This window comes from Adonisia turfae CCMR0081 (assembly GCF_011009555.1).
In the GTDB taxonomy this organism is placed as follows: domain Bacteria; phylum Cyanobacteriota; class Cyanobacteriia; order Phormidesmidales; family Phormidesmidaceae; genus Leptothoe; species Leptothoe turfae.
Genome location: NZ_QXHD01000004.1, coordinates 1,157,115 through 1,181,791 on the forward strand (window position 1 = coordinate 1,157,115; position 24,677 = coordinate 1,181,791).

The 24,677-nt window shown below is 40.6% G+C and carries 14 protein-coding genes and 2 pseudogenes; 3 read left to right on the forward strand and 13 right to left on the reverse strand.

The genetic code is table 11. The features are described from left to right. Window positions 1-414: 414 nt before the first annotated feature. The 12 genes from DXZ20_RS09175 to DXZ20_RS09230 all read right to left on the reverse strand — a co-directional run bounded on the left by DXZ20_RS09175 (window position 415) and on the right by DXZ20_RS09230 (window position 15,719). Window positions 415-1,827 (reverse strand): alpha/beta hydrolase family protein, encoded by a 1,413-nt coding sequence (locus DXZ20_RS09175; RefSeq protein ID WP_163697748.1) that lies wholly within the window; start codon window positions 1,825-1,827, stop codon window positions 415-417. A gap of 325 nt (window positions 1,828-2,152) precedes the next feature. Next, window positions 2,153-2,941, reverse strand: a complete 789-nt coding sequence (locus tag DXZ20_RS09180; RefSeq protein WP_163697750.1) for a 4'-phosphopantetheinyl transferase family protein — start codon at window positions 2,939-2,941, stop codon at window positions 2,153-2,155. Then, window positions 2,925-3,674: a thioesterase II family protein gene (locus tag DXZ20_RS09185; protein WP_250565689.1), complete on the reverse strand. Its 750-nt coding sequence runs from the start codon at window positions 3,672-3,674 to the stop codon at window positions 2,925-2,927. The genes DXZ20_RS09180 and DXZ20_RS09185 overlap by 17 nt, the downstream gene beginning before the upstream one ends. A gap of 58 nt (window positions 3,675-3,732) precedes the next feature. Continuing rightward, entirely contained in the window at window positions 3,733-5,817 is a 2,085-nt protein-coding gene (locus DXZ20_RS09190; protein WP_163697754.1) for an amino acid adenylation domain-containing protein, read from the reverse strand. 510 nt (window positions 5,818-6,327) lie between these two features. Then, the gene (locus tag DXZ20_RS09195; protein WP_250565690.1) at window positions 6,328-7,482 is read right to left on the reverse strand and encodes an acyl-CoA dehydrogenase family protein; all 1,155 of its coding nucleotides are present in this window, start codon (window positions 7,480-7,482) and stop codon (window positions 6,328-6,330) included. A 107-nt stretch (window positions 7,483-7,589) separates the two neighbouring features. After that, window positions 7,590-7,841: an acyl carrier protein gene (locus tag DXZ20_RS09200; RefSeq protein WP_163697756.1), complete on the reverse strand. Its 252-nt coding sequence runs from the start codon at window positions 7,839-7,841 to the stop codon at window positions 7,590-7,592. 62 nt (window positions 7,842-7,903) lie between these two features. Beyond that, entirely contained in the window at window positions 7,904-8,791 is an 888-nt protein-coding gene (locus tag DXZ20_RS09205; RefSeq protein ID WP_163697758.1) for a 3-hydroxyacyl-CoA dehydrogenase family protein, read from the reverse strand. Between the two features lie 622 nt (window positions 8,792-9,413). Next, window positions 9,414-10,736 (reverse strand): salicylate synthase, encoded by a 1,323-nt coding sequence (locus DXZ20_RS09210; RefSeq protein ID WP_163697761.1) that lies wholly within the window; start codon window positions 10,734-10,736, stop codon window positions 9,414-9,416. 62 nt (window positions 10,737-10,798) lie between these two features. Further along, entirely contained in the window at window positions 10,799-12,364 is a 1,566-nt protein-coding gene (locus DXZ20_RS09215) for a benzoate-CoA ligase family protein (protein ID WP_163697763.1), read from the reverse strand. A gap of 86 nt (window positions 12,365-12,450) precedes the next feature. Continuing rightward, window positions 12,451-14,163, reverse strand: coding sequence for an NAD(P)-binding domain-containing protein (locus DXZ20_RS09220; RefSeq protein ID WP_163666338.1), 1,713 nt, complete (start codon window positions 14,161-14,163; stop codon window positions 12,451-12,453). Window positions 14,164-14,654: 491 nt separating this feature from the next. Further along, window positions 14,655-14,843: a hypothetical protein gene (locus tag DXZ20_RS09225; RefSeq protein WP_163666336.1), complete on the reverse strand. Its 189-nt coding sequence runs from the start codon at window positions 14,841-14,843 to the stop codon at window positions 14,655-14,657. Window positions 14,844-15,461: 618 nt separating this feature from the next. Beyond that, window positions 15,462-15,719: an acyl carrier protein gene (locus DXZ20_RS09230; RefSeq protein ID WP_163666334.1), complete on the reverse strand. Its 258-nt coding sequence runs from the start codon at window positions 15,717-15,719 to the stop codon at window positions 15,462-15,464. A gap of 2,128 nt (window positions 15,720-17,847) precedes the next feature. Between DXZ20_RS09230 and DXZ20_RS09235 the strand changes: the two genes are divergently transcribed. Next, complete coding sequence (locus DXZ20_RS09235; RefSeq protein ID WP_163659773.1) at window positions 17,848-18,852, forward strand: helix-turn-helix transcriptional regulator; 1,005 nt, start codon at window positions 17,848-17,850, stop codon at window positions 18,850-18,852. A 544-nt stretch (window positions 18,853-19,396) separates the two neighbouring features. Here the strand turns inward: DXZ20_RS09235 and DXZ20_RS38705 are convergent. After that, a pseudogene (locus DXZ20_RS38705) lies at window positions 19,397-19,534 on the reverse strand (ISAzo13-like element transposase-related protein); the annotation flags it as partial. 1,268 nt (window positions 19,535-20,802) lie between these two features. Between DXZ20_RS38705 and DXZ20_RS37330 the strand changes: the two are divergent. Together DXZ20_RS37330 and DXZ20_RS38710 are read left to right on the forward strand one after the other, a co-directional pair. Next, window positions 20,803-21,024 carry a hypothetical protein gene (locus DXZ20_RS37330; RefSeq protein WP_163659769.1) on the forward strand — a complete coding sequence of 74 codons (222 nt, stop codon included), beginning with the start codon at window positions 20,803-20,805 and terminating at the stop codon, window positions 21,022-21,024. A 173-nt stretch (window positions 21,025-21,197) separates the two neighbouring features. Further along, window positions 21,198-24,152 (forward strand): annotated as a pseudogene (locus DXZ20_RS38710) (non-ribosomal peptide synthetase); the annotation flags it as partial. Between the last annotated feature and the right edge of the window lie 525 nt (window positions 24,153-24,677).

The following is a 24,677-nucleotide window of genomic DNA, read 5'->3' on the forward strand; positions in this document are numbered from 1 at the left end:
TAATACTCTCATTATTAACAGAGAAAATGACTGATTGCAATACTTTATCTTTCTAAAAGCTCAAATTAATCGAGCTAGGTTGAAAAATATTAAAATCATCTCGCATCTAACAAATTATCCTATGGTCCTTCTAGATATAGATTTATAGCCTTGGTCATATTGGTTAAGGCAGTTCATCTCCCACGAGGGCATTCAGCTACAAAGCCAATATGACGAGCAAACTTCTTAATGCATCAGAATTTTCTAACCCTATTCACCATCAGAGTTAACATTTCCAGACAAAATAATAATATTGTCGGTAAATCTATAAAAAAAGGTCTGTATCTGTTTGGACAGAATACAGACCCTTGGCAATTTCTTGAAAATTACGATTATTTACGCTGGTTAAGAGGTCTTGACCAACATAAATAACTCTTACACCGTACTTACGACGACATCTGTTGTCAATGCTATATCTGTTAGCGCACCACTGCCAACAAATGTGACGTCCATCCGCGCAATCTCAGACACTCCCAAGATAATCTCTTGTATACTATTATCAGCTAAACTTGGAATATCTACAGCTTCAATTAAGTGATTATTTTCGTCAAATAACTGAATAGAACTGCCTGACTCTTCTATATCTAGGAAGCCAACACTGGCAACATTGACTAGCTCATCCCACTCAAAACGTAGAGTGCCACCTCTGGCATTGTCATCGGGGTCATTACTATCCCCATCTTCGGAAATAATTAGCACGTTCCCCAACTCGGGTGCCAGTAGGTCGTTATCGCCGCCTGTGGGCTCAGCACTGTCGAAGATCATTGCTCCATAGGGATTATCCGGTGTTGAAACCTCTAGCCCCTCAAATTGATCAGTGATAATAGTGCCAGCCGTTAATACGAGGTCATCAGCCATCTCAAAATCGATGACACTGATAGAACCAGGATTCACATCTGGTAACTGACTAATAACGGTAACGTTTTGATCAAGAGAATCACCTGTGCTATAGACATATTCAAATGCAGCCTCATCTTCAAATAAATGTGCTCGTAAAAATAAGGCACTCCAACGAGCAATTGTCTCTGTTGCAATGGCTTGATCTAACGTGGAGCGGCTTGGCTCACGTAAAGGATTATCCTCATTTGTGATGCTGTAATGGTTAGCGCCCTCAACAGTAATTAAGGCTTTCGGTGGATTAAGAATCAGGTCGTAGCTTTCTTCACTAAGAATAGATGGAACTACACCATCCAACTCACCGACTATCAAGCCAGTCGGTATATCGTCGTTATTAACTGGCAGAGCCTCTTCCGTGAAAGTGTCTCTAAAGCTTGCCGCATAAAAGATGCCTGCCATTAATTCTGGCGGTCGAACATAGTCTTCGTCTTCAGAACAAAATTCGAGTAGGCAAATGTCTTCTTGAATAGCACTTAATCCAGCTGCGCCACCAAAGGAGTGCCCTAGCAGTCCCATCTTATCTGTATCAATAATCTCAAAAACTGGAGACGAACTGTCTGTATCCTCTAATAGCATTTGTGTTAAAGTCTCATTCACTTGCTGCTGCTCGGCAAGCAAGCCAGATAACGAGTCCCCAGTCGGAGCAACTATTGTTCGTTCGTTATTAGGAACTACGACAACAAATCCATAACTCGCTACTGTAGAAGCGTAATTTGAGTATTCTGCCTTATCCAGAAAAGCCCCCTGAAGCATTAAAGCGATAGGAAATTCAAGACTATCTTCAACGGGATCAGGTAAAACGGGAAAATAAATATCTACGGGATCCTCTGCCGCGATCATCGTAGTGTAACTATCAACTTCATAATCAGAGAACTGTGTTATTGTTGCCATATTGCGCTTCTAGAATCAATATTCAGAACGACTGGATAAGTTTGTTGCCGATAAGCCTGCTGATAACTTTATTTAGGCTCGAATATTGGCTTAACACCAAGGAATGACAACACACCAATGCATCAGGTCTTAAAGGTAGTAAAAGAGCGTAGCAGTATATCCAAAGAACTTGTTTCTAGCATCCTCCAGAACCTTTCATGGAAAAAGATGTCTCTACTACATTACCAGTATTACCCATACTGCCCAGAAAACCTAATAAATAAGTTAAGGAAAAAATTTGTAAGTTGTAGCACCCTTAATAACAGTACTCGCCATCCCTAGGGCACTAATGCCCAGGAAAAGACCGAATCACTACCTGAATCTTTGATTGACCCACACACATAGCTGAGATCGCGCCATCAGCAGGATACCAAAGCTTGACTGTCCAACCTACAGGGGCTTGGTCAATCTTGGCCGGAATCACTAATTTGGGTTCGGGAAGCCATGCAATCTCTATATCTGTCATGGGATAGCTCAAGCCCAACCCAATAGCCTTGAGGTGAGACTCTTTCAAGGTCCAGTATTTAAAGAAGCCTTCTAATCTTTCGACATGGGATGTTGGTAAAGTAATTTGTTCATTTGATGTGAGGCAGTACTCGATTAACCCCTCCAAGCGAGTTCGGAATTTATCCAAGCGAGTTCGCGAGGAGATCTGTTCAATATCTACGCCCAGTAGTACTTTGAATCCGATCGCATACACGACCCATTCGCCGCTGTGAGATAAATTAAATTGTAAAGACCCATCGGGAATTGCCAAACGAGGTTTTCCGTAAGAATTGTAGGCAAAAACCAGCGATTTGGGTGCACAGTCAAGATAGCAGGCTAAGAGATAGCGTAATCCGCCTCGGCTTAGAATAAAGCGTTCTCGATCTTGGCATCTGAAAAATCTCTGGGCACGCTCACATTCATCATTAGATAGCCACTTAAACCAGCGATCAAGTTCAAAGCGAAAACAAGGTATGTGTAGCTGCCAAACGTGAATATGCGAGCAAACCGGTAACGTCAGATTCATTGGAGATGATGGACTGATGGAGTCATCTGTCTTATTATTGAGTTTTTCAACTAGGAGACTCAACGCAGTTAAATTTCATCAGTTTAGATAATAATCTTTTGGGAAACAGGGGATCATGGGGAAAGAAATGATTACCCGGAACGGGTTCTAGGCTAAATGTATTCGTATGCTGCTGCCAGGCTGCCACATCTGCCTGAATCGCAATGTCATCCCATTGTCCCCAAAAGCAAGTAATTGGACAATCTAGTGGAGCACTAGGGCGATATTGATATGTTTCCAGTAATGAAAAATCTGCCTTCAGAGCAGGGAGCATTAAGCCCATGAGCTCAGGATTATTCAAAACCTCTTCAGACGTGCCACTATATCGTCTTAATTCAACAATAAAGTCAGGATCAGGCAAACCATGTATTGGTTTAGTATCCGGTGGTAGATGAGGGGCGCGGGCTGCTGCTGCCCAAAGATGTTGAGGAGTAAGCTGAACTGTCTCTTGTAGCCATCGACAAAACTCAAAAGCAATCCGTGCTCCTAGACTATGGCCAAAACACGCAAAGGGAACATCTAAAAAAGGTAATAATTCAGGGCCTAAGGCTGACAGCAATAAATCAATGTTAGTAAATGGAGTTTCCAATAGACGCTTACCTCGTCCAGGCAACTCAAGTGCACATACCTCAACTGTCGACGGTAATAGTTCAGACCATTTATGAAATACTCTGGCCGAACCACCTGCATGTGGAAAACATAGCAATCTCAGCTTAGGATGAGATCTTGGATGGAAACAAACCATCCACTTATTCATCAAAAATGTCTCTCTCATAAGCTCAAGCAACAAAAATGTACCCTATAGGCATGATTGTTTATCGAGTAATTCTCCCTTGTGACAACATGAGACGATCAACCTTACCATTTGCTGTCAACGGAAAAACATCCAAGACCTGAAAGTCTGATGGAACCATGTATGACGGCAATTTTTTTTCGAGAAAACTGCGAACTTCTTCAATGTTAAAAACGTGCCCCCGCTGAAGAATTATATAAGCTATTAAATATTTTTGATGCTGTTGCGTTTCTGCAACTGTAACTACGGCATTTTGTATGGAAGGGTACTCTGTAAGTACGGCTTCAACTTCTCCGGCTTCGATGCGGTAGCCCCGCAATTTAAGTTGAAAGTCAACTCTACCTAAAAATTCGATATTACCATCTGGTAAATAACAACCTAGATCTCCAGTCCGGTATATCCGCTCACCAGTTCGAGGATGATTAATAAAGTTAGCAGCTGTTTTTTCATAGTTGCGCCAGTAGCCTCTAGCTAACTGAACACCGGCACAATACATTTCTCCTGGAACCCACACCGGACAGTCTTCAAGATTATCATTTAAAATATAGTACTTCGAATTAGCCATAGGCTTCCCATAAGGAATACTCTTCCAATCAGGATTGACTGAGCGAATTAGATAACCAATATTCCAGATTGTAGTTTCAGTGGGTCCACCAATACTTAGAATACTTAAATCAGGTGAGAGTGCTTTTAGGCGATTCACTAAGGAAACTGGTAGCCAATCGCCGCCCAAAATTGCTAAACGTAAGCTCCGCGGTAGCTTTTCAGACGTAATATCAAGATAATTGACTAGCATTTCCATCATGGCAGGCACTGAATTCCATAGAGTTACCCGCTCTTTGATCAACAAATCAAGCCAGTGACGAGAAAATTTAACAGCAGCAGCATCTGGCATCACAATGGTTCCTCCAGCTACTAAAGGACCAAAGATATCATAAACAGATAGATCATGGTTGAGGGCAGTGAGTGCTAAAACCCGATCTCTGGAATTCACCTGAAAAAGCTGATTAGTATGGATAACCACATTGACCACATTACGATGGGTAACCATTACCCCCTTAGGTAAACCTGTGGATCCAGATGTATAAATGACATAAGCCAGATCATCAGGACTTTGGATTAGCGATAATTGAGAATAATTACCCTGATGAAAATGTTCTTGATCAAGGGCTAATCGACGGATCGACAATGGCCAGGATAGCTTCTCGTCTAGCCATGACTGAGTTATAGCAATGTCTACACCGCTATTCTCTAAAAGATATTGGAATCTTTCTGGCGGTAACTCAGGATCAACTGGAACATAGGCAGCGCCAGCAGCTAAGATACCAAGCACCGCAACAATCTGTTCCCATCCTTTCTCCATAACAATTGCTATTAGATGATTAGGTCGGACATCTAACTGTCTTAAATAATGACCTAATTGGCTAATGCGTTGATATAAAACTTCATAAGTGAATGATTGTTTTGGGGTAACAATGGCAATTGATTCGCCCTGCTGCTGAACCCGTGTAACAAATAAGCTATAAAGTGTCTCCTCAGATAACGAGGTGGATGTCTCATTAACTGTATCCCTCTGCTCAAGTTGAGTGCAAGGAATCATCTGCAATGTATTTGCATGCCAAATGTCTTCCTCATAAGCCAGGCGTTGTAATAAATGGCAGAGAGACACTAGCATATCTTTAGCCATGCCAGGTGGAAAGAGACCTTCATCAACATTTAAACTAATAGTTAGCGTGTTGTTTTCTTCCCGATATCGACATTCTAAATGAGCAGGAACTGTCACAGCTGGGATGGCTATATCATTCTTTGTGGCCACATCTTTTTTAATTTCTGTAGGCTCAATAAAAAAGGATGTAGCCAATATAGACTTTAGCTTTTCTAAGGAGTTTTCAGACAATGAGGTTAGTTGTTGAAACTGAACTTCTGATCGATGTTTTGGATTATCTCTCAAGCGTGTTGCGATATGCCTAGCTTTATTCCCAAAAGAGTCAGAAGCAGAGTGATTGATCTCTAGTAAGGTGAATGAATTATTACCTGGCTTGAATTGATTAGCTGCTAACCCGAATTCGGCTTTTGCACCGATACCTGGAGCTGACTGTTCAACCACATTAATGGTGAAGTGAGAGTTTTTACTCCAGGCTGTTAGAACTTCAACGTAGCTTGCTAACACAATCTCACTAGGCATTAACCCAGACTGCACAGTCTGTTCTCGCAGCCGAAGCCAGGTTGCAGAATCAACTTGGTGACTATACTGGATCAGCTTGGGATTAAGCTTATCGAGGTTTCGTGATAAAGGTAGTTCTGGCGCTAACGGTAAAGCTTCAATACGATGTTGCCATAAATCCAGCCATTGATTATCAGACTTAAGACCCTGATAATCATTTTCTTGATAAAGTGAGACCAAAACAGATGGACTGTTCATACTCATACTTCTTTCCTTAAGCCTAAATGATAGAAAATCTTGATTAAATAAAAGGTGGAGATCAATTTAATCTGGGAAATTTTGGTAGGTGGAAATATAGAATGCAAGAGCTAGAAGTATTAGTCCTACTGCATTCTATATGCTATCTCCTTTTCCCAGAATTACTCCCCACCTTGAATTGATACTCATAAAAGATTAAATACCTATGAGTGTAGCGATCATATTGCGATGGATTTCAGACGTACCAGCATAAATAGTACCAGCAATAGAATCTCGGAGTTCCCTCTCTAATTCATAGTCAGTCATATACCCTCTAGCACCATGAATTTGGATGGCATCCTGACAAATTTGAAGCAAACTTTCACTGATAAAAACTTTAGAAATCGAAGCTTCCAAGAAAGCTCGTTTACCTTCTTTCTTCAGCCATCCTATTTTATATAGCATTAGCTTTGCTAGCTCTAATCTCATCTTCATATCAGCAATTTTGTGGGAAATTCCTTGAAAAGAACCAATGGACTGGCCAAACTGATGCCGTTTTCTAGCATAGTTGACACATTGTTCCAAGATTCTTTCCATCACGCCCACCTGGCTAGCAAATAAAAATCCTCGTTCCCAAATAATTGTTGACTGGAAAATATTATAGCCTTGCCCCTCCTGACCTAAGCGATGGTCAACCGGTACCTTACAATCTTGAAAAACCAATTCACCCATCGGTGCCGTACGAAGCCCTGACTTTTCCCACTCTTTCTCGATCGTCAAACCAGGTAAATCTTTGTGGATGATAAAAGCAGAAATTCCTTTCTGAATATCTACCTCTGAGTCAGTACGAACAAATGTAACATAGACATCAGCAATAGGGGCATTGCTAATAAACGTTTTGGTGCCGTTTAAGATATAGTAATCTCCATGACGGATAGCTTCAGTTTTCATCTCAAAGGCTGCTGAACCGGACGTTAACTCTGTTAAAGCATGTCCTCCAAGAGATTTTCCTTGACAAAGAGATGGTAGATACTGTTGCTTTTGAACCTCAGTGCCAAAATTGGCGATTGAGACGGCACAACTCCAAAGATGATTGTTGATGGCAAATACTAAGCCATTATCTTTGCAACCATAACCTAACCCTTCTAAGCCCAATATAATCGTCAAAAAATCTAGATCCTGTCCGCCATACTCCTTAGCAATTGGCCAACCTAAGATGCCAAAGTCGGCACATTTTATCCAACCTTCTTGATTAAATTTACTATTCCGATCTCTCTCAATTAACCTTTGATTTAATTCCTTTTGAGCAAAGCTAATGACTGACTTACGGAAGTCAAGTTGATCTGAATCCCAAGCAAAACTTATACTCATTATGAGAAATAACTGGCAATTATGATATGCATAAACTTTGTAGTACTCGACAGCACAAGTTAATACACTGTCGCTGATACCAAAGGGGCAGAGAATACATCAAAACATTAGTGACTAGTGGTGACAGAGACTTTGTTCTCGATCAATCGAGTCATCGCATTAACCGTCCTAAAATTTTCAAAATCAAGTTCCTCATCCCTGATAGTCAACTGAAATTCTTTCTCAATGAAGAGAACCAGCTGCATGGCAAACATAGAATTAATAAAACCGGTTGCGAAAATATCTTCATCTTCTTTCAATTGATAATCGCTAAAGTGACCTGATAGAAACGAGTAGATTTTTTTTTTGATTTCTTTCATTTTTGTTAACCTTATTCAGTAAAAATGACCTTAAAACTTCGTGAATATTCAAGGATAAAAGCTTAATCAGATACCTTTTGCCCTTGAATGTAGGTGTAAAAACCTTTACCGTTCTTACAGCCATATAGCCCCGCATCTACCATCTTCTTGAGTAGGGGACAAGGGCGATACTTGTCGTCATTAAAACTTTCATACAAAACCTCAATCGAATAAAGAATAGTATCCAAACCAATGAGATCTGCCGTCTCTAAAGGCCCCATTTTATGGCCAAAGCATCCTTTAAATAACCGATCGATTTCTGCAACAGTAGCAACCTGATCTTGTAAGATAAAAATTGCCTCATTGATGGTCAACATCATGACTCGATTAGTTACAAACCCTGGGGAATCATTGACAACAATCGAGTCCTTACCCATTTGTCTTAACAATGTTTGAGCACTTTGAATCGTCGCGTCAGCGGTATGGTAACCGCGAATCACTTCCACCATGGGTTTAATTGGAACAGGATTCATAAAATGCATACCAATTACTCGATCTGGCCGCTGAGTTACTGAACCGAATCGTGTAATGGAAATGGCTGATGTATTAGCTGCAAAGATAGTCTCAGCAGGACAAACTTCATCTATTTTTTCATAAATAGTTTGCTTTAAATTCCATTTTTCTGTGGCATTTTCAACGATAAATTCAACATCTTTAAGTTGTTGATAATCTGTGGAAAAAATAATTTTATCAAGAATTTCTATAGTACTCAGCTCAAGAGAAATGTTAGATTTAGAGGCTGAGAAAAAATTTTGCATGCGTAGATTTTTTCGTATTTCGGCTTCAGCTCTTTCCAAAATCCGATCAGCAACATCTAACAACGTAACCTGATGACCTGTCTGGGCTAAATTTTGGGCAAGACCAATGCCCATTGTGCCAGCACCAATAACACCAACTGATTGAATCTTCATAACTGCTATTTCAGAACTCAGTGAGTATATGAGGTAATGTAGACTCGCCATCACTAATCACTCATCGTCCAACATTTCCCCAAAGTGGATTGGAATAATGTTTTTTACCCTAACCCCTTGGTTTGAGCCAAGGACAATCGCATTAGTTAACGCATAGGATGGCGTGTGACTCTATGCTCTAATTCTTCGCCGATCAGCAACATTTTACATCTCTCCGTTAAGGACTACTAATAGCTGATCGTTAGGCCGCTTTTGAATATCCATGCTCTGCTAAGGATTTTCAGGAACATTGTCTTGACCAAGTACTTTTACAACAACAATTTTCCAGCTAAACAGTCTACCAAAAAGTGAAGGTGGCGTTCTCCAGAGAATGAGTTGCAGTGCGCTCTGTGCGTGAAACAATGATGATCTAAAGATTCTCTCAGCTCATTTCTTAGTTGTTGAAAGCGGCTGATTTCTACCAAATAAATTCCGTGACCAACTACATCAGGATAGTTAACGTCATGACCAGACTAGCTTTAAGATAGTTGGCGTTTAATATCTCAAGGCATGAGAGATAGAGTCGTATGAATATCAAATAGGCTTGAGCTTGAACGATTAGAGCAGTCACTCAAGCTTCTTCTCAAGATTTCAAAACTAAATTGGTTAACATTGTATTCATCTTATTAACAGACTCAGTGTACTCATTTTGAGGAATTGATTCAGCTACAATTCCTGCTCCCGCATTCAGATAAGTACGTTCACCATATTGATAGGCTGAACGAATTGCGATCGCTAGATCTGCTTTGCCACGACTATCAAACCACCCAATACCTCCAGCATAAAGACCTCTGGGCTCGGATTCCAAATGATTTATCCATTCCAGAGCTTTATCTTTGTTGATACCGGAAACTGTAATTCCTGGAAATAACACTTTTAAGGCATCCCAAAAGGTTTTATCAGGCTGCAGCTGGCCACCAACTTTTGATGACAAATGTTGTACACATCGGTACCTTTTAACCTCCATAAAGTTGAACACCTGCACTGTACCTGGCAAACAAACGGATGTAATTTCATCCTGTGCTAGCCACACAGATAAGGCATGCTCTTTAACCTCTTTGGCATCTGTAAAAAGTTCCTTGCTCAGCTTGATATCTTCCTCTAAAGTACTGCTACGAGGTCGAGTCCCTGCTAAAGGATTAGTCGTTACAAACCCATCTTGACTCACCTCTACAAGGGTTTCAGGGCTAAAACCAACAGCTTTTATGTCCTTAAAATCCAAACAATAGGAACGAGCTGCATTATTTACTTTTGAGCCAACCTCGTAGGTTCCTAAGACATCTAAGGTACCAGAAATCTCACGTGATCGAGCAATAATAGCTTTATGCAAGTGTCCTTCTTTAATAACATTAACCATTTGATTGACAGAGCTTTGATAGGCCTCTTGATCGCTATCATCACATATCAAAGATGCTGATTCAAAGCTGGGCATCTGACCATCAAAAAAGAGTTGGTCTCTAATTGTTTCTAGAGGTTTAGTTGTTTTAATCCTGACCCCCTCTTTGGTAAAGCGTAACTCAGTTTCAGGAATAAAAAAATGGCAAAGCGGTTGGTCAATTGCCTTAGAATAAGAAGAATAAAATCGGGCTATATCAAAGGCAACATAGCCATAAGCTGTCCAATCTTCAAAGCGTAAGGAATTCAAAAGATTCTCGACTTGTTTAAGGGGATCACTAACAGGTTCAGATTTAGATGCACCTAATCCCTCTAAAGAAATCTGTTCCTGAGTGACTAAAACTTTTGCTAACTCACCCCCAGCTATACAAGTCTCGTCCTTTGACTCGTACATCATATACTTAGAAAATATTCCGGTTTGGAGAAGATTATGCAAAATAATCACGGGTTCTCTTTTGCCAGGAATAAATGTTTCATAGTACTTGGTCGAAGGTTTAAAATCCAGTACCATTCATTTTCTCCTTTTGGGGTTACATACTTTTCAACAGACTAAATTAGAATTCCTGGTATTGCTTAATTGGCAATAGCTAATGGAGGTTCAGAAAGCATATTTTTCAACACCTGTCGATGAATTTTTCCTGTGGATGTGCGAGGTAGGCTATCCAAAAAGAACATACGTTTAGGTGTCTTAAAATGGGGTAGTCGCTGCTTGGCGAACTGATAAATCATTCTTTCTAATTTTGGGGAAGAGATTTGCTCTGGCTTGAGACTAATATAGGCGACAATTTCAGTTAACTGCTCACCATGGGTAGAGGAGGACACCACGGCAACTTCATGGATGTGTGGGTGCTGATGCAAGACCTCTTCTATCTCCAAAGGTGAAATCCACTGCCCTTTAACTTTAAACAGTTCATCCTTCCGTCCTACGAACCAAAAGAAACCATCACGATCTCGTCTATACCTATCTCCAGTTTTCATCGTAGAACCATGAATTGCCTTACGAGTCTCCTTCAGGCGATTCCAGTAACCTAACATCAGGCTAGGACCGCTAACTTGCAGCTCACCAATCTCGCCAATAGAGCAAGGAAGCCCTTTTTCATCGACAACTTGAACTTCGTAACCAGCCACAGGGTATCCAGAGCTACCTAGTCTTGACTTTCCTAATTGATTAGAGAGAAATATATAAAGAAATTCAGTTGTGCCAATTCCCTCACAAATTTCTAGATGATGAGTATCAAACCACTTCTGCCAAATACTGTTAGGGAGTTTTTCAGCAGCCGATACACACAAACGTAGACATGAAGAATCAAAATTAGAAATGTCCTCCACCTCTAAAAGATCGGCATATACACTGGGTATTCCAAAGAAAACTGTAGGTCGATAGCGTTTAACATCATCAACTATATCAAAAGCACTTTTAGTAGCAGAAAGTACTGAAGCAGCCCCCATCGTCATGGGTAGGTATAGGCTATTGCCTAGCCCATAGGCAAATGCCATACTGGCAACCGAATAGGTAATATCATCCTGACTTAAACCAATAGTACTTTGACCATAATTTTGGGCACAGAAAAGAAAGCTTTGATGTGCATGAATGACGCCTTTAGGCCGCCCTGTACTACCCGATGTGTACAGCCAAAAAGCAGGCTCATTGGGAGATGTTTGAGCATGAGTCATCAATTCACTTCTATGTTCAAGCGATGACAAGAAGGGATTTTCACCATCCACAAGCAGGGTATGACACAAATAGTCTAATGGGAGAGATACTATTTCTTCTTGCCATACCTGAGCTGTTAGCAAAACCTTACTCCGAGAATCCTGAAGGATATAACCAATATCTTCTACGGAACAGGTGGGGTTAATAGGGACAGGCACAGCGCCCAACCAAATTGCACCTAAAAAGAAAAATATCCATTCAGGTTCATTTTCAAGGAGAATACTCACTCGATTTTCCTGCTCTACACCTAGATCAGAAAGTAATTGAGCACTACGCTTGACCAAACTATTTACTTGGGTATAAGTATACGTTCCAAGTCGAGTATAAAAAGCGATCCTATCACTATACTCTATGTTTAGATTACCCTCAATGAGGTATGCAGCAAGATTAAAAACATCAGGTAACTCTTCGTTGACGCTTTTCATGGCAATTGTCCTATGGTTCCTGCAATCATTAGCTAGCTGATTAAGCTGAAGTCAACTTTAGGCTCACCAACACAAAGGTTTTGTCGTTACACAGGGCGAACACACTTTGCAATAGAATCAGTCGGTGGATTGTTTAACTTCCAGTTTTCAATCTCTTCTTGAGACCATCTACGATAAGGGCCTCCTTCTACAGGCTCTGGCAGGTTAAGGTCAATTCCTAACTGATTTTCGAGCCATTTTTGGAACAAGTAGTGATACGACATAACGGCACCTCCGTCACCATGGGGACGATCCCACCGGGCCAGCAATGAATCACCAAAATGAAACTCGGTTTCCTCTCCGTTGTAAATGTGTCGAATGACGGGATGCAAAAATGCCGCACAGGAAGTGTCTACCGGATCAGAGGGGCCCATAAAGGTAATAGCTGGGTCTTTAAAGTTATCGAAACCAAACTCAAGCGTAAAAACCAGGACATGTTTTCCGTCAAAATGGCGTTCTCTTACATGATTGAAGGGAAGTTCCTCAAAAATCGTCGCTTCCGTCATATCATCGGCTAGGACAACAACATCCGAAAGAACACCAAAAAGCTGAAAGATAGCAGACGCGATGCTAAATCGTTCGTACATCCAGTCCAAAAGTTTATCCCAATCTAATGGTTTTATCGTCTTGCTGGGCAGAGGAATATTTTCATAGCGCTCCTCTATAAGCTTGAACAGTGTTCGTATAGCATACCGGAAGCCATGTATGAAAGCAGATGAAGCTTTTCTATCAATGCTCTGCATGGCCGCACCGATAAAGAACATGTTAGGAACATTTTCCGATTCCCAGATGGGAGTCATCTTTGGAAACTTACCTCGTTTCCAAGATAATGGCATGGCCGATTCATCAAAGAGTTCTTCATCAAACCAGCGCCAACCAGAACAACAGATTATGTGGTCATACTCACGAGTCAACTCAAGAGAGCCAGGAATGTCTGAATTTGGATAATCATAGCTATGATTAGTTTGCAAACAACCATTTTCCAGACGAGTAATTCGCTTTAATCGAGGATTTAGTACAGCATGTAGCGACTTTAACTGATACATATCAAAGATGTTATTGTTAACAGCCCTCACATCTCCGACAAAATGAGTATTCCATGCGAACTTGATAGGTTCTTTAGCAAAGACGTGAACGAAGCTAGCAATCCCTGATAAAAACTCCGCTGTTTCAAACGCTGAATTACCTTGTCCAATAATACAGACTCTCTTGTTCCGATAAGTTTCTGGATCGAGGATCTGATCATCATAAACTGTAGCCAGCTCAATGCCTTCAATATCATCTGGCAACAGCGCTTTCACTGGGCCTAATCCAAGAAAAAGAGCTTCACACTCATAATGGACCCCATCCTCTGTTGCGAGATGAAAGTGCCCATTGTCATAGCGCTTGATTTTAGAAACCGTAGTGCCGTAAGTAATATTTAAATCAAAGTGTTTAGCAAAATCCTGAAGATACTCGTAAAGTCGATCAGCACTTGGGAATAAATCATCTGAGTACTCAGTAAAGCGCATCTCTGGATCATCAGACAATAATGAATTCCAATCGTGACGCAAATTAAAATCATCCTCAGGGAAATAATTATTCTTCTTATTGATGGAGATAAGCTTGCGATGTAGCGGATATTTAGAAAAAAAGGACCCTGCAGTTTGATTACGCTCTAAAATGACATAATCTTTCTGATTTTTTTCCATAAAATAGCCAAGCTGCAAGCCACTCGGACCGGCACCTACAATAATGTATTTATGACGTCTAACATCCATAACTATCTCGGCTCCTTGCTTCTTGGAAATTCTTTCAACTCGAACTGAGCAGATCTACAGAATTAATCACAAAACAGATTTACTGAAACTTCACATATCTTTTGGTACAGTAGATCTGTTTTGCGATTTTCATTGATTAGGGAATTAATCTAGTTACGCCAAGAACTTGTCACACGCTATCTTAGATTAAATCAAAACTGCCTTAAAGCCTCTAAAATCCCGAACCAATCCAAATAAAGCGATAGCTTTATAGAATCCTAAGTCAGATGGCTTTTCAAAACAGATTACATATCCAATTGCCTAAGATTTATCCTAATAAAATCTTAGGCAGAATCTCTAGAAGGAAAAAATGTCTTACGCTTAGTTGAAATTCCTTAAGCGAAAACAAATTATCAAAGCACAAACAGCAACTCATATTTTAAAGACTTACCAAAAACAGCAACACCGAAAAGAAGTGCTTTGAAGACCGACTTTACACCGTATGATCGTCTTTAAGTAATCACTCCTGGGATCATTTGCTTGAACTTCTCAATCTTAACCTGCTTGTAAACCTCCCAATACGGATCATCTTTAACAAAGTCGCTTGCTTCAGAGTCTGACTCGACGTTTAAGCAAATACAGATCACAGTGGTATCAGAGTCTTCATCATAAGCAAGTCCACCAAAAGCAATCTGCTCCAAGTGATTTCTCATGTAAACACGATGTTGAGGTCGCAACGAACTCATTAGCTCTTGCCTATCTTGATCTAGCAGGCAGTGAAGAAAGTAAGCGATGATAGCACCTCCTAATCTCAAATCTTGATCTACTACAAAAACTTACTACAAGAATTATGTACTCTCCAAAAATCTTGAGAATCGTCCAAAAATAATTGAAAGCTAATCTTTTTCAAAAAACATTCAGCAGCTATATCACTTAACAACACAATAACCTAAACTAAGCCATTGACTGTAACAAAGTGTGTTCCTCTATATTCTATTATAAGAAAAGATTCTCTCATAACAGAATGGTAGTTGACTCTACAGAGCAAGTCAACTATTTAAATATGCAGAAAGCCTGGAAACATCAAACAACTATTCATCAATACTGACCATAATAGCCTTTACTCATGGATTGAGAACTTTTTAAATGACGATGGATATGAACTAAGACAATCAATCTTAGCTATCACTAATCTAGAATCACTCTGTACCCGTCTGTCAAAATCTAGGCTTGAAAACTAATTTTCCATGTAAACAATCCTCAACAAGCTAATCCCATCCACATGATTCACAATCTCTCCAAAAACAAGATGAGTCTGCTTAACTAGCATTTTCAGAATCTTTAGATATGGATGAATTGATTAAATCGCAAACCTCACTTAAAGTCTTATCTCGACGGCCTTCTAGCTTAATCCTGACACCAAATTTCTGCTTCAGTACAACAGCGACTTCGACTATTTCTGTCGAGTCCAACTGTAAATCCTTATAAAGGAAAGAATCTGGATTAAGCTCATCTGTTGGAATACCTAGCTCATATAAAATATCCATGAGCACATTCATTGGTTGTAATGCATTCATAAATTAAATACTTCGATAAGTCAATTAAATCTTTTCTAAGAGGTGAACAAGTTGTTTAACTGTTTGATGCTTCCATCTCAATTCTGAAAAAAGTGGAGTATGGTTCTCTCAATCTAGTGCTTTAGGAGGGTTAAACTCCAGTACGTATCTTCTAGATATATGTTATCCAGCTTTCGTTATTGTCACTTCTACCCATGACAACAAGGAGCCCTCCAGATTCTCAAGTCAAATAAGGAAAAGCTTGACCCCAAAAACCTTAACCAGGAAACCAAGGCGTCTCATCAGCAGGAAAAACGATAATATCGCAAACGTAACATTATAGATTGAACATCTACTGCTTCAATCGACAGGGATGCTAAAATAAACAACTTTCCCCATTCAACGATCAACTCTAAACTTCAAACATACAATTCAGAGAGATTGAAAAACGAACAGCTAGTTTAGATAAACCTAGAAAACAGATGAAATATTCAAGCCGACCAGGAAAAGTTAAGTAACGGTCCATTTCCATGTAGCCTGAATTTTAAAGTATTTCATTCCTCTAAACAACATAAGTGTTGCAAAAGCTTTTTCAAATCACTTAACCTTCAGAATTGACTCTTTAAAGGTTACCTAGACTACTTATGACAGATGAATGAGTGACTTTTTTCAGATAGACCAATCAAGAAAGATTACCAGTAGCTAAAGAACCTTTCAGTGGATCTATCTACTTAATAATATACTCTATATCATACTTTATGACGTAAATCTCATTGCTTTACATTCCTTTGCTATTTGATTAGCGTTATCAGACTCCAAATAATTCTGGCAATGAGCTTAGATTTAGCAAGTTATCAATCCTATCGCCATTTGACAGCGCATCGGTTATATATGATTCCGCCGCATTACAGTGCCGATTTAGCAATTGAAAGCTATCTCAAGCGATATGTAATATAAAGGGGGTATGGCATCTATTGACATAAATTCTCAATAATGCTTTATTACTATTGGCAAGCAAAGAAAGTATGGAGATAGAATCTAGGATAAACATAGAAAGCTAAGTCAACCTGAAAGGCTACAGTCGGGGTGTTGTCCTAACACAACGATTCATGGCTTTTGGATGATGATTTTAGCGATACAACAGAAGGTTGAAGACGTGTACCACAATTGATACGTTCGGTTTAACGTTTTGTGCTGCAATTACGACTACCAACGTTCCTGAATATGTTTGAGACAGTAGGTTCTTGAAAAAGTCTCTTACACAAGTAAAGTCACTGCAAGTGAGTATCTCTTTTGGGGCAATGGAGTTCATCGGAGGGGTAAACTTTATCCAATGAGCTATGGATTTATTTGATGGATTGTTCAGGTCGCTTTATGCCATAAGGAATCAAAAGTCCCATTCTGCCAAAGGATGCTGGGTCATCGAACGGGCCTTTGAGGATGGAAATGTTACCGACCATTGATTAGAAGCTATAACTCCTAAGAAACACAAACTAATCAACCCTAAAATAGACTGATTGTCGACAGAATCACGACAATTGTGTTTCTTGCCGGTTGAGCGAACAGCCCTGCTATTCGTAAAAGGCTCAGATCTTGCAACTGGCGAGGCAGCGTTAGCTCACCATGGACTCAAAGTTGCACGGCTAATCGAATCAAAACCCACTAAAGGGGTTGAGAGATCGGTAAAAGCTCTATATCCAGAGCCCTACGGCCAAGTTTTCACCTTAGCAGACAGCCCTTAATTAGCGTTGGATTTTGAACCCGACGTGGGTTATTGCCTCATCACCAACATACGTGCAAGAGCTGAGTATAAGAATTTAACCGAGTCATCCAAAGTGATGGTTCACAAAAGTGATGGTTCACAAAAATGATGGTTCACATTTTAATGACTCAATTGATTCTTCGGAAACGGGCATAATTTCATAGCTTCCCTCTCTGCTCGTTAAAATAGTTTCTTACGCTAATCTTGCTGGCTAACAAAGTGATTTTAGAGAAATGCTCAGCATTCTTCAGGCTTCCTCCGAATAAGTAAGTGTAAAAGAGAGTAAGTTCATACATATGTTAGGAACATATCAATAAGTATGACCTTAGACTGAAATCTCTTATTGAACTTACTCATTGACAACATCAAACTTTGCACACAGACGTCATGAAAGTAAATTTCTCTGTTCGAAATATAGACGAACTATTTGCCGAATTGAGTCATCAAGAAGATTTAGCGATCAGTTCAGAAGAATATGAGCATACGTTGATATTTCCGTCGCGTATTTGCAATGGTTTGGTAAAGAGTTATAAGTTACGTCCAGGATTTGAGCTATCGGTACAAAATACTTTATTTCCAAAGCGTCTTATCTTAGAGACTGAATTTAGCCACCCGGCATCTTTGACTCTCGGCTTCTGCGTTTCAGGCAGTTCCAGGGGAACGATCAAAGGGGTCAAAGAGGAATTGAGCTTCAAATCAGGGCAAATTGGCTGGGGTGTTACATCCGATACACTTGGGACAATTGAGTATTGTGCTGGAAAACCATTTTCATTTATCAATATCTCCATGGATACTGAAGTGCTCGATACTTTATTGAATGGCCGTGCTGAGTCGCTCCCTACCCAATTTCAGCGGCTTATGAAAGGGAAAGATAGGTCCCCTTATTTACAAACTGATTGGATGACGCACACAATGAAAATGGCCATGCAGCAAGTCTTAAAGTGCCCATACCATGGCCTCACAAAACGTCTTTATCTAGAAAGCAAAGCACTTGAAGTATTCGCCTGCTTTCTAGATCATCTTTCATCTAGTGCAAAGACAAAATCTCGAACTCCTGCCCTCAAACCTACTGATATCGATCGAATTCATTGGGCCAAAGAGATTCTGTTAAATGATTTAGCTCATCCACCTTCATTAGCAAGCTTAGCTAAACTAGTTGGTCTAAATGATTACAAGCTCAAGATTGGTTTTCGTCAAGTTTTAGGTAAAACTGCTTTTGGCTATCTTAGAGAGCATAGAATGCATCATGCTAAAGACTTACTTGCCACCAGGGCGCTCAGTATTGTTGAAATTGCACGAGCTGTCGGCTATGCTAGTGAAACGTCTTTTAGTGCTGCATTTAAAGAGAAATTTGGTGTGCCCCCGACTGTTTATAGAGCATCGATCTTTTAGGGAGCCTGAGAAAAGAGGTGTTGCTGAATTAAGGGGTGAATCTAACGGGCATCGGTAACACCGCCAAACTCCAGGTAGTGAGTCAGCGACCAGTGGGAATGTTTCAATATATCCAGCAACTTTAACTAGTAAAGGGGGTTGTAATGAGGTTGAACGATGTAATGTCGTAATTCAATATACCCTCCTATAGGTATTGTGTATACTCTAATGCACATCTGAAATGAATTGAAGATAGCTCTCTTGAGCCAAATAGTGGACGCAGGCCAAGTCTATCTATTAAGCGTTGAGAACGGAACAAGGTTGTTGTTTTATCGAGAAAGCCTTGGGGCGGTTCAGAAAGGATCATTGTGCTAACGTCTTAGTAACCTGGAACACCTAAGGGTCCACACTAACTGTTCTTGAACGGTATAGTAACCGCTCAAGAAAAAGGATTTGATAAACTCCAATTTTAGACCTGTTGTGCTTGAGCAACATAGTTCCAATGAGCAATCCGAATCTCGAGACCCAAGTCATGGGCCAACAGCTGTAAATCTTCTTGGAAGATCTAGTGGCTAGCACTATTGCTATCGCCTGCATCACACAAGGGGCTAATTGAGGTAGCCGTGGGATAGTCGTTGATGCCATGCTGAGTCCACCAATGATAGATGGAGTCACAGGCAAATTCCAAGGTGTCTCGACTGGTCCCAAGGACGACTCAAGAAACACAAACATGTCATTGCTATCGATACCCCTTTTCTGATGCCGGTCATTGTACGCGGTAAGCAGGGGGACCAGGCAACTGCTCAAAGAGCGGTGTAGCTATGTCACTGAGTATCTCTTGACCGGCTCTCGGTACGGGACCGTCCCTTGTGAGATACGCGTGATTTGCACCTATAACAGGCGAATGTTTCCGCTCGCGACCCTGCTGGAGTTTATAGCCCATGCCGTTAAACGATACTGTCCCCTCATCCAGGCTGTTTTCTTATCTACTGAACCATAACAGTGTTCATTTATGCTCTACTGAGGATAGATGATGATCCGTTTGGGATAGGAAATATGGAAATATTTATTGTGATGAACTGATTACTGCTTTAGTCCTGTAGTATTAACTTGGGTCAGATAAGAGAGGATAAGGTTAGTTAATGAACAAACATTTGCGGCCTAAGTAGCTGGGTTTTGAAGCATAAATGCTTTTTCAAACCCTAGGCTTAGCGAATTTTTAGATTAACCTGATAGCAAGATGCATGGCTCACAATTTAAATTCTTGACTGCTTATACATAGATGAATACCATCTGAGAATCGTTACTATTGCACTCTGTAGATAATCCTGTTGGAAAAGGGGGGTATCTTGAGAAGAAAGACTCAGACGAAAGATAGTCTTCTAATAGTTAGAATGACTTTGCTAGCTGTGGAGTATACGGCTAGAGTAAAGAAATTGAGCCTACTCAATAGGTGAATCAACTGTCTGGGTTTCTCCATGTAATTTTTACGGGAGCGAAGGTATGGAATATCTATCCATTGCCTTCAGAAAAGTATTGTATGGATGTTAGGAAACAAGTGAGAATTATAAAATTTAGGCGGATGGCCTTCCACAACCTAACGTTCCATCTGTTGTTGCAAGCAACGTCCTAATCTCTGTGGTAGCAATTTTTGAGCTGTCATTGAGGTAGCTCTATGCAATTGAGAACTTTATATTGATGTAGGCATGTCTTCTATTGAATACAAGGATAGGTAAATCCAGAAATTAGAACTCCATTCTTCTATTGACTGTGTAGAACGTCAGAAATATTTAGGGCTCTGTATTACTTAATCCTAATACCATTGCAAACGATAGGTTAAGGGTACGGAGACATCCTTCCTATGCTGATGACACAACTAACCGGGGCTCCTCGCACCCCACAATTTTTACGTTTAGGGGAGGAGCTGATGAACATCAGCGAGAGAATAGGCTGTTTTGTAATCCTAGAGCTATGGAATGGAGGCAGAAATTAAATTGGGCTGCTGACTCGGAGGATTGGTATAGTTGGAGTTATCAAGCGGGAATTGCTATTGGAACAAAGCTGATTGATGATGTTGTAGTGAACCATATTACGACCCATCCTGATGCTTTAGTTATAGAGCTAGGCTCGGATTTATCTTCTTGCTATGACCAGGTAGCATCGGAAAAATTGATATTGTTCGAGGTAGATTAGAATCGTTGGAACAGGCCTCGAAAGATTAGTTCTAGTTTTCTGATGTTCGAAACGAAATAGCCTAGTAAAATAAACACATTAAGTATTCCTTTTTAAAGCTTGCAGGAACAAGAGTTGTAATCTGTTTGGCTCGCAATGAGATAAGTAGATCATCAATTTACTTTGGTGTAATTATGGATCTGTATTCGTTGTTAAATTATTTTTCCAGTCATGGAGTAAAATTATCTCTTTACGGCGATGCGTTAGAAGTTGACGCACCTAAGGGAGCTATTACTCCAGATATAAGTTGTTCTATTACGCAGCATAAAGCAGAGTTACTTTCGCTATTACATCAATATAGTGAGGTTTTGAATGTTAACGTCAATCAGCTACCTAACGTAGCACCTCGGCCAGAAGATCGCTATAAGCCTTTTCCTTTGACAGATATGCAGCACGCCTTTTGGGTAGGGCGCAGTGGTGCGTTGGAACTGGGTGAGGTTGCCAATCATGGCTATTACGAGATTGAGTCATATGATTTAGATTTAGAAAAATTGAATTTGGCATTGCAACAGTTAATTGATCGCCATGATATGTTACGGGCAATTGTTTTGCCCGATGGGCAACAGCAAGTTCTGAAAAAAGTTCCTCCTTATCAAATTGAAATATTAGACTTACGATCGCAGCCAGATCCTGTAGTAAAGGCTAGAATCAACGACATTCGTCATCGAATGTCTCATCAAGTATTACCTGCTGACCAATATCCGCTGTTTGAGTTTCGGGCGACGCGCTTAGACAAAGGCAAAATTCGGCTGCATATTAGTTATGATTTGCAAATATTTGATGCTTGGAGCCTATTTCGACTGTTTGATGAATGGTTTCAGCTTTATCAAGCATCTAACGCTGAATTAGTCCCCCTTGAAATTTCATTTCGGGACTATGTCTTAGCTGAGCAATCTTTACAGGAGACGCAACAGTATCGACAATCACAAGACTATTGGTTGAATCGCTTGGATACCCTACCGCCAGCGCCAGATTTACCTTTAGCAAAACGTCCTAGCGATCTTCAGCATCATCGATGTAGACGATACGAAGGTGGGTTAGAACAGTCTGTTTGGCAAGCATTGAAGCAGAAAGCAGCTCAAGCTGGTTTAACACCCTCTGGATTATTGTTATCAGCCTTTTCTGAAATCTTGGCAGTTTGGAGTAAAATTCCTCGGTTCACTATAAATCTTGCCCTTTTCAACCGTTTGCCGATGCACCCCCAAGTTAGCCATATTTTGGGGGATTTTACGTCTGTTACCTTGTTAGAAGCCGATCACTCAGTGCCCAAATCTTTTGCGGACCAAGCAGTGCAGCTTCAGCAGCAATTATGGAGAGACTTGGAACATCGCTATTTCAGTGGTGTCCGTGTAGTACGAGAATTATCCCGCAAGCGAGGCACTGCGCCCAGTGCTATGCCGATTATCTTTACAAGCACGTTAGGTTTCAGTTCACTGGGACAGGACACTCGTACGTTTAGTCACTTCGGCAAGTTAGTGTATGGCATCAGCCAAGCGTCACAAGCTTGGATAGATGTTCAAGTTTGGGAAGAGAATAATACTCTAACGTTCAACTGGGATGTTGTTGAAGAGCTATTTCCACAAGGGTTGGTTGATGATATGTTTTCAGCATATTGTCGATTCCTGCAAAAGTTGGCATCATCTGAGTCAGCTTGGACTGAGACAAGTCGTCAATTTGCCTTACCAAATCAACTTAACCAACGCTCTAAGGCCAATGCTAAATTAATCCCCATTCCTGAAATCACTCTGCATCAGCTATTTATAGAACAAGTAAAACTAAGGGACAAAGAGGTTGCGGTTATTTCTTCCCGCCGCAACCTCACTTATCAAGAGGTGTATGAATTATCAAAGCAAGTTGGCCATCGATTACGTGCCTTAGGCGTTCGCCCTAACCAGCTAGTAGCCATTGTGATGGAAAAGGGGTGGGAACAAATTGTTGCAGTGATGGGGACTTTGTTGGCTGGTGCAGCTTATGTTCCGATTAGTCCTGAGCTTCCTCAAGAGCGGTTATCTTACCTATTAGAGAATAGTAAGGCGCGGATTGTCCTCACTCAATCTTGGTTAAAACAGTTGCAATATCCTTCAGAAATTCACTGCTTGGATGTGGATGATATTGATCAGTTTTCCTTGGCAGATGAATCTACAGAGGATCTCGAACTTGTTCAAGGTTCTGATGATTTAGCTTATGTGATCTACACGTCTGGTTCTACAGGCAATCCGAAAGGTGTGATGATTTCACATCGTAACGTTATCAATGTGGTTGTTAATACTAACCAGCGCTTCAACATTGATGCCTGCGATCGCATCCTAGCTCTTACGGCACTTAATCATGACTTATCAGTCTATGACATCTTCGGACTTTTGAGTACTGGGGGAGCAATTGTTCTACCTGATGCAGCCTTAGTTAAAGAGCCGGCTCATTGGGCCAGCCTATTGCAACAACATCGGGTGACGTTGTGGAATTCAGTTCCTGCCATGATGGAGATGCTAGTTCGCTATGCAGATAGCCATTCTAGAAGTCTACCTGACAGTTTACGGCTAGCAATCTTAGGGGGAGACTGGCTACCCGTTTCGCTCCCCAATCAGGTACGTGCTCTCGTGCCACAGATACAAATACTAAGTATTGGTGGTCCAACAGAAACAACGATTTGGAACATTGGCTATTTAATTGAGGAGGTTGATCCTAATTGGCAAAGTATTCCCTATGGTCAGCCAATGGCTAATTCGCAGTACTACATTTTGAATGATGCACTAGAAGACTGTCCCGTATGGGTTCCAGGTCAGATGCACTGTGCTGGAGTTCAGTTAGCCCAAGGGTATTGGCGAAATAAGGAAAAAACAGAGGCTAACTTTATCCAACACCCTCGTACAGGTGAGCGAATTTATCAAACAGGTGATTTAGGGCGCTATTTACCTGATGGAAATATTGAATTTTTAGGGCGAGTCGACTTTCAAATAAAATTACGCGGATATCGGATTGAACCTGGGGAAGTTGAAGCTACCTTAATGCAGCATCAATCCATCAAAAATGCCGTTGTTACGACATTAAAAAATACTCATGAGAACCAGGCTCTAGTGGCTTATATTGTGCTTCAACCTGGCGAAGAATCTGGCTTATTGCAAATAGAGCGGGCAAACTCTTCAAAGCATCAGCAACAATGGCAAGATCTTCTCCGAGCAGGATATAAACAGGCTGAACAAACCTTCTGGACGCTTGATCGATCTACTTTCTCAGCCTATTGGGACTATCAAAATCATTTGCATCTGATTTCAGTTTGTAAGGCATTGAAGAAGCTAGGTATTTACCAATCGATAGGAGACGCGTACACACTGGATGAAATCATAGTGCAATGTCAAATTGCGCCTCGCTATCGCAAGTGGTTACTTCGCGGTCTCAAGACACTGATTAAAGCAGGATTGTTAGAGCAACAGGGCCAGCACTTCAAAAGCATTGCAGATCTGCCAGCAACGGTCTTCCAACCTTTAACAGCAGAGATTCAATCCAGCTTATCTTGCAGTGACGAATTCATGCAAAACTGGATTGCCCTCATGCCAAAAACTCCCTTAGAAGAATTAGCAGACATTATCACTGAAAAAATTCACTCGGCAGAGATT

Bases quoted from the DNA above. Each gene is read 5' to 3' on its own strand.
- DXZ20_RS09175 (WP_163697748.1), bottom strand. From the start codon at position 1,827: ATGGCAACAATAACACAGTTCTCTGATTATGAAGTTGATAGTTACACT.
- DXZ20_RS09185 (WP_250565689.1), bottom strand. From the start codon at position 3,674: ATGAATAAGTGGATGGTTTGTTTCCATCCAAGATCTCATCCTAAGCTG.
- DXZ20_RS09195 (WP_250565690.1), bottom strand. From the start codon at position 7,482: ATGAGTATAAGTTTTGCTTGGGATTCAGATCAACTTGACTTCCGTAAG.
- DXZ20_RS09200 (WP_163697756.1), bottom strand. From the start codon at position 7,841: ATGAAAGAAATCAAAAAAAAAATCTACTCGTTTCTATCAGGTCACTTT.
- DXZ20_RS09205 (WP_163697758.1), bottom strand. From the start codon at position 8,791: ATGAAGATTCAATCAGTTGGTGTTATTGGTGCTGGCACAATGGGCATT.
- DXZ20_RS09210 (WP_163697761.1), bottom strand. From the start codon at position 10,736: ATGGTACTGGATTTTAAACCTTCGACCAAGTACTATGAAACATTTATT.
- DXZ20_RS09215 (WP_163697763.1), bottom strand. From the start codon at position 12,364: ATGAAAAGCGTCAACGAAGAGTTACCTGATGTTTTTAATCTTGCTGCA.
- DXZ20_RS09220 (WP_163666338.1), bottom strand. From the start codon at position 14,163: ATGGATGTTAGACGTCATAAATACATTATTGTAGGTGCCGGTCCGAGT.
- DXZ20_RS09230 (WP_163666334.1), bottom strand. From the start codon at position 15,719: ATGAATGCATTACAACCAATGAATGTGCTCATGGATATTTTATATGAG.
- DXZ20_RS09235 (WP_163659773.1), top strand. From the start codon at position 17,848: ATGAAAGTAAATTTCTCTGTTCGAAATATAGACGAACTATTTGCCGAA.
- DXZ20_RS37330 (WP_163659769.1), top strand. From the start codon at position 20,803: ATGGAATGGAGGCAGAAATTAAATTGGGCTGCTGACTCGGAGGATTGG.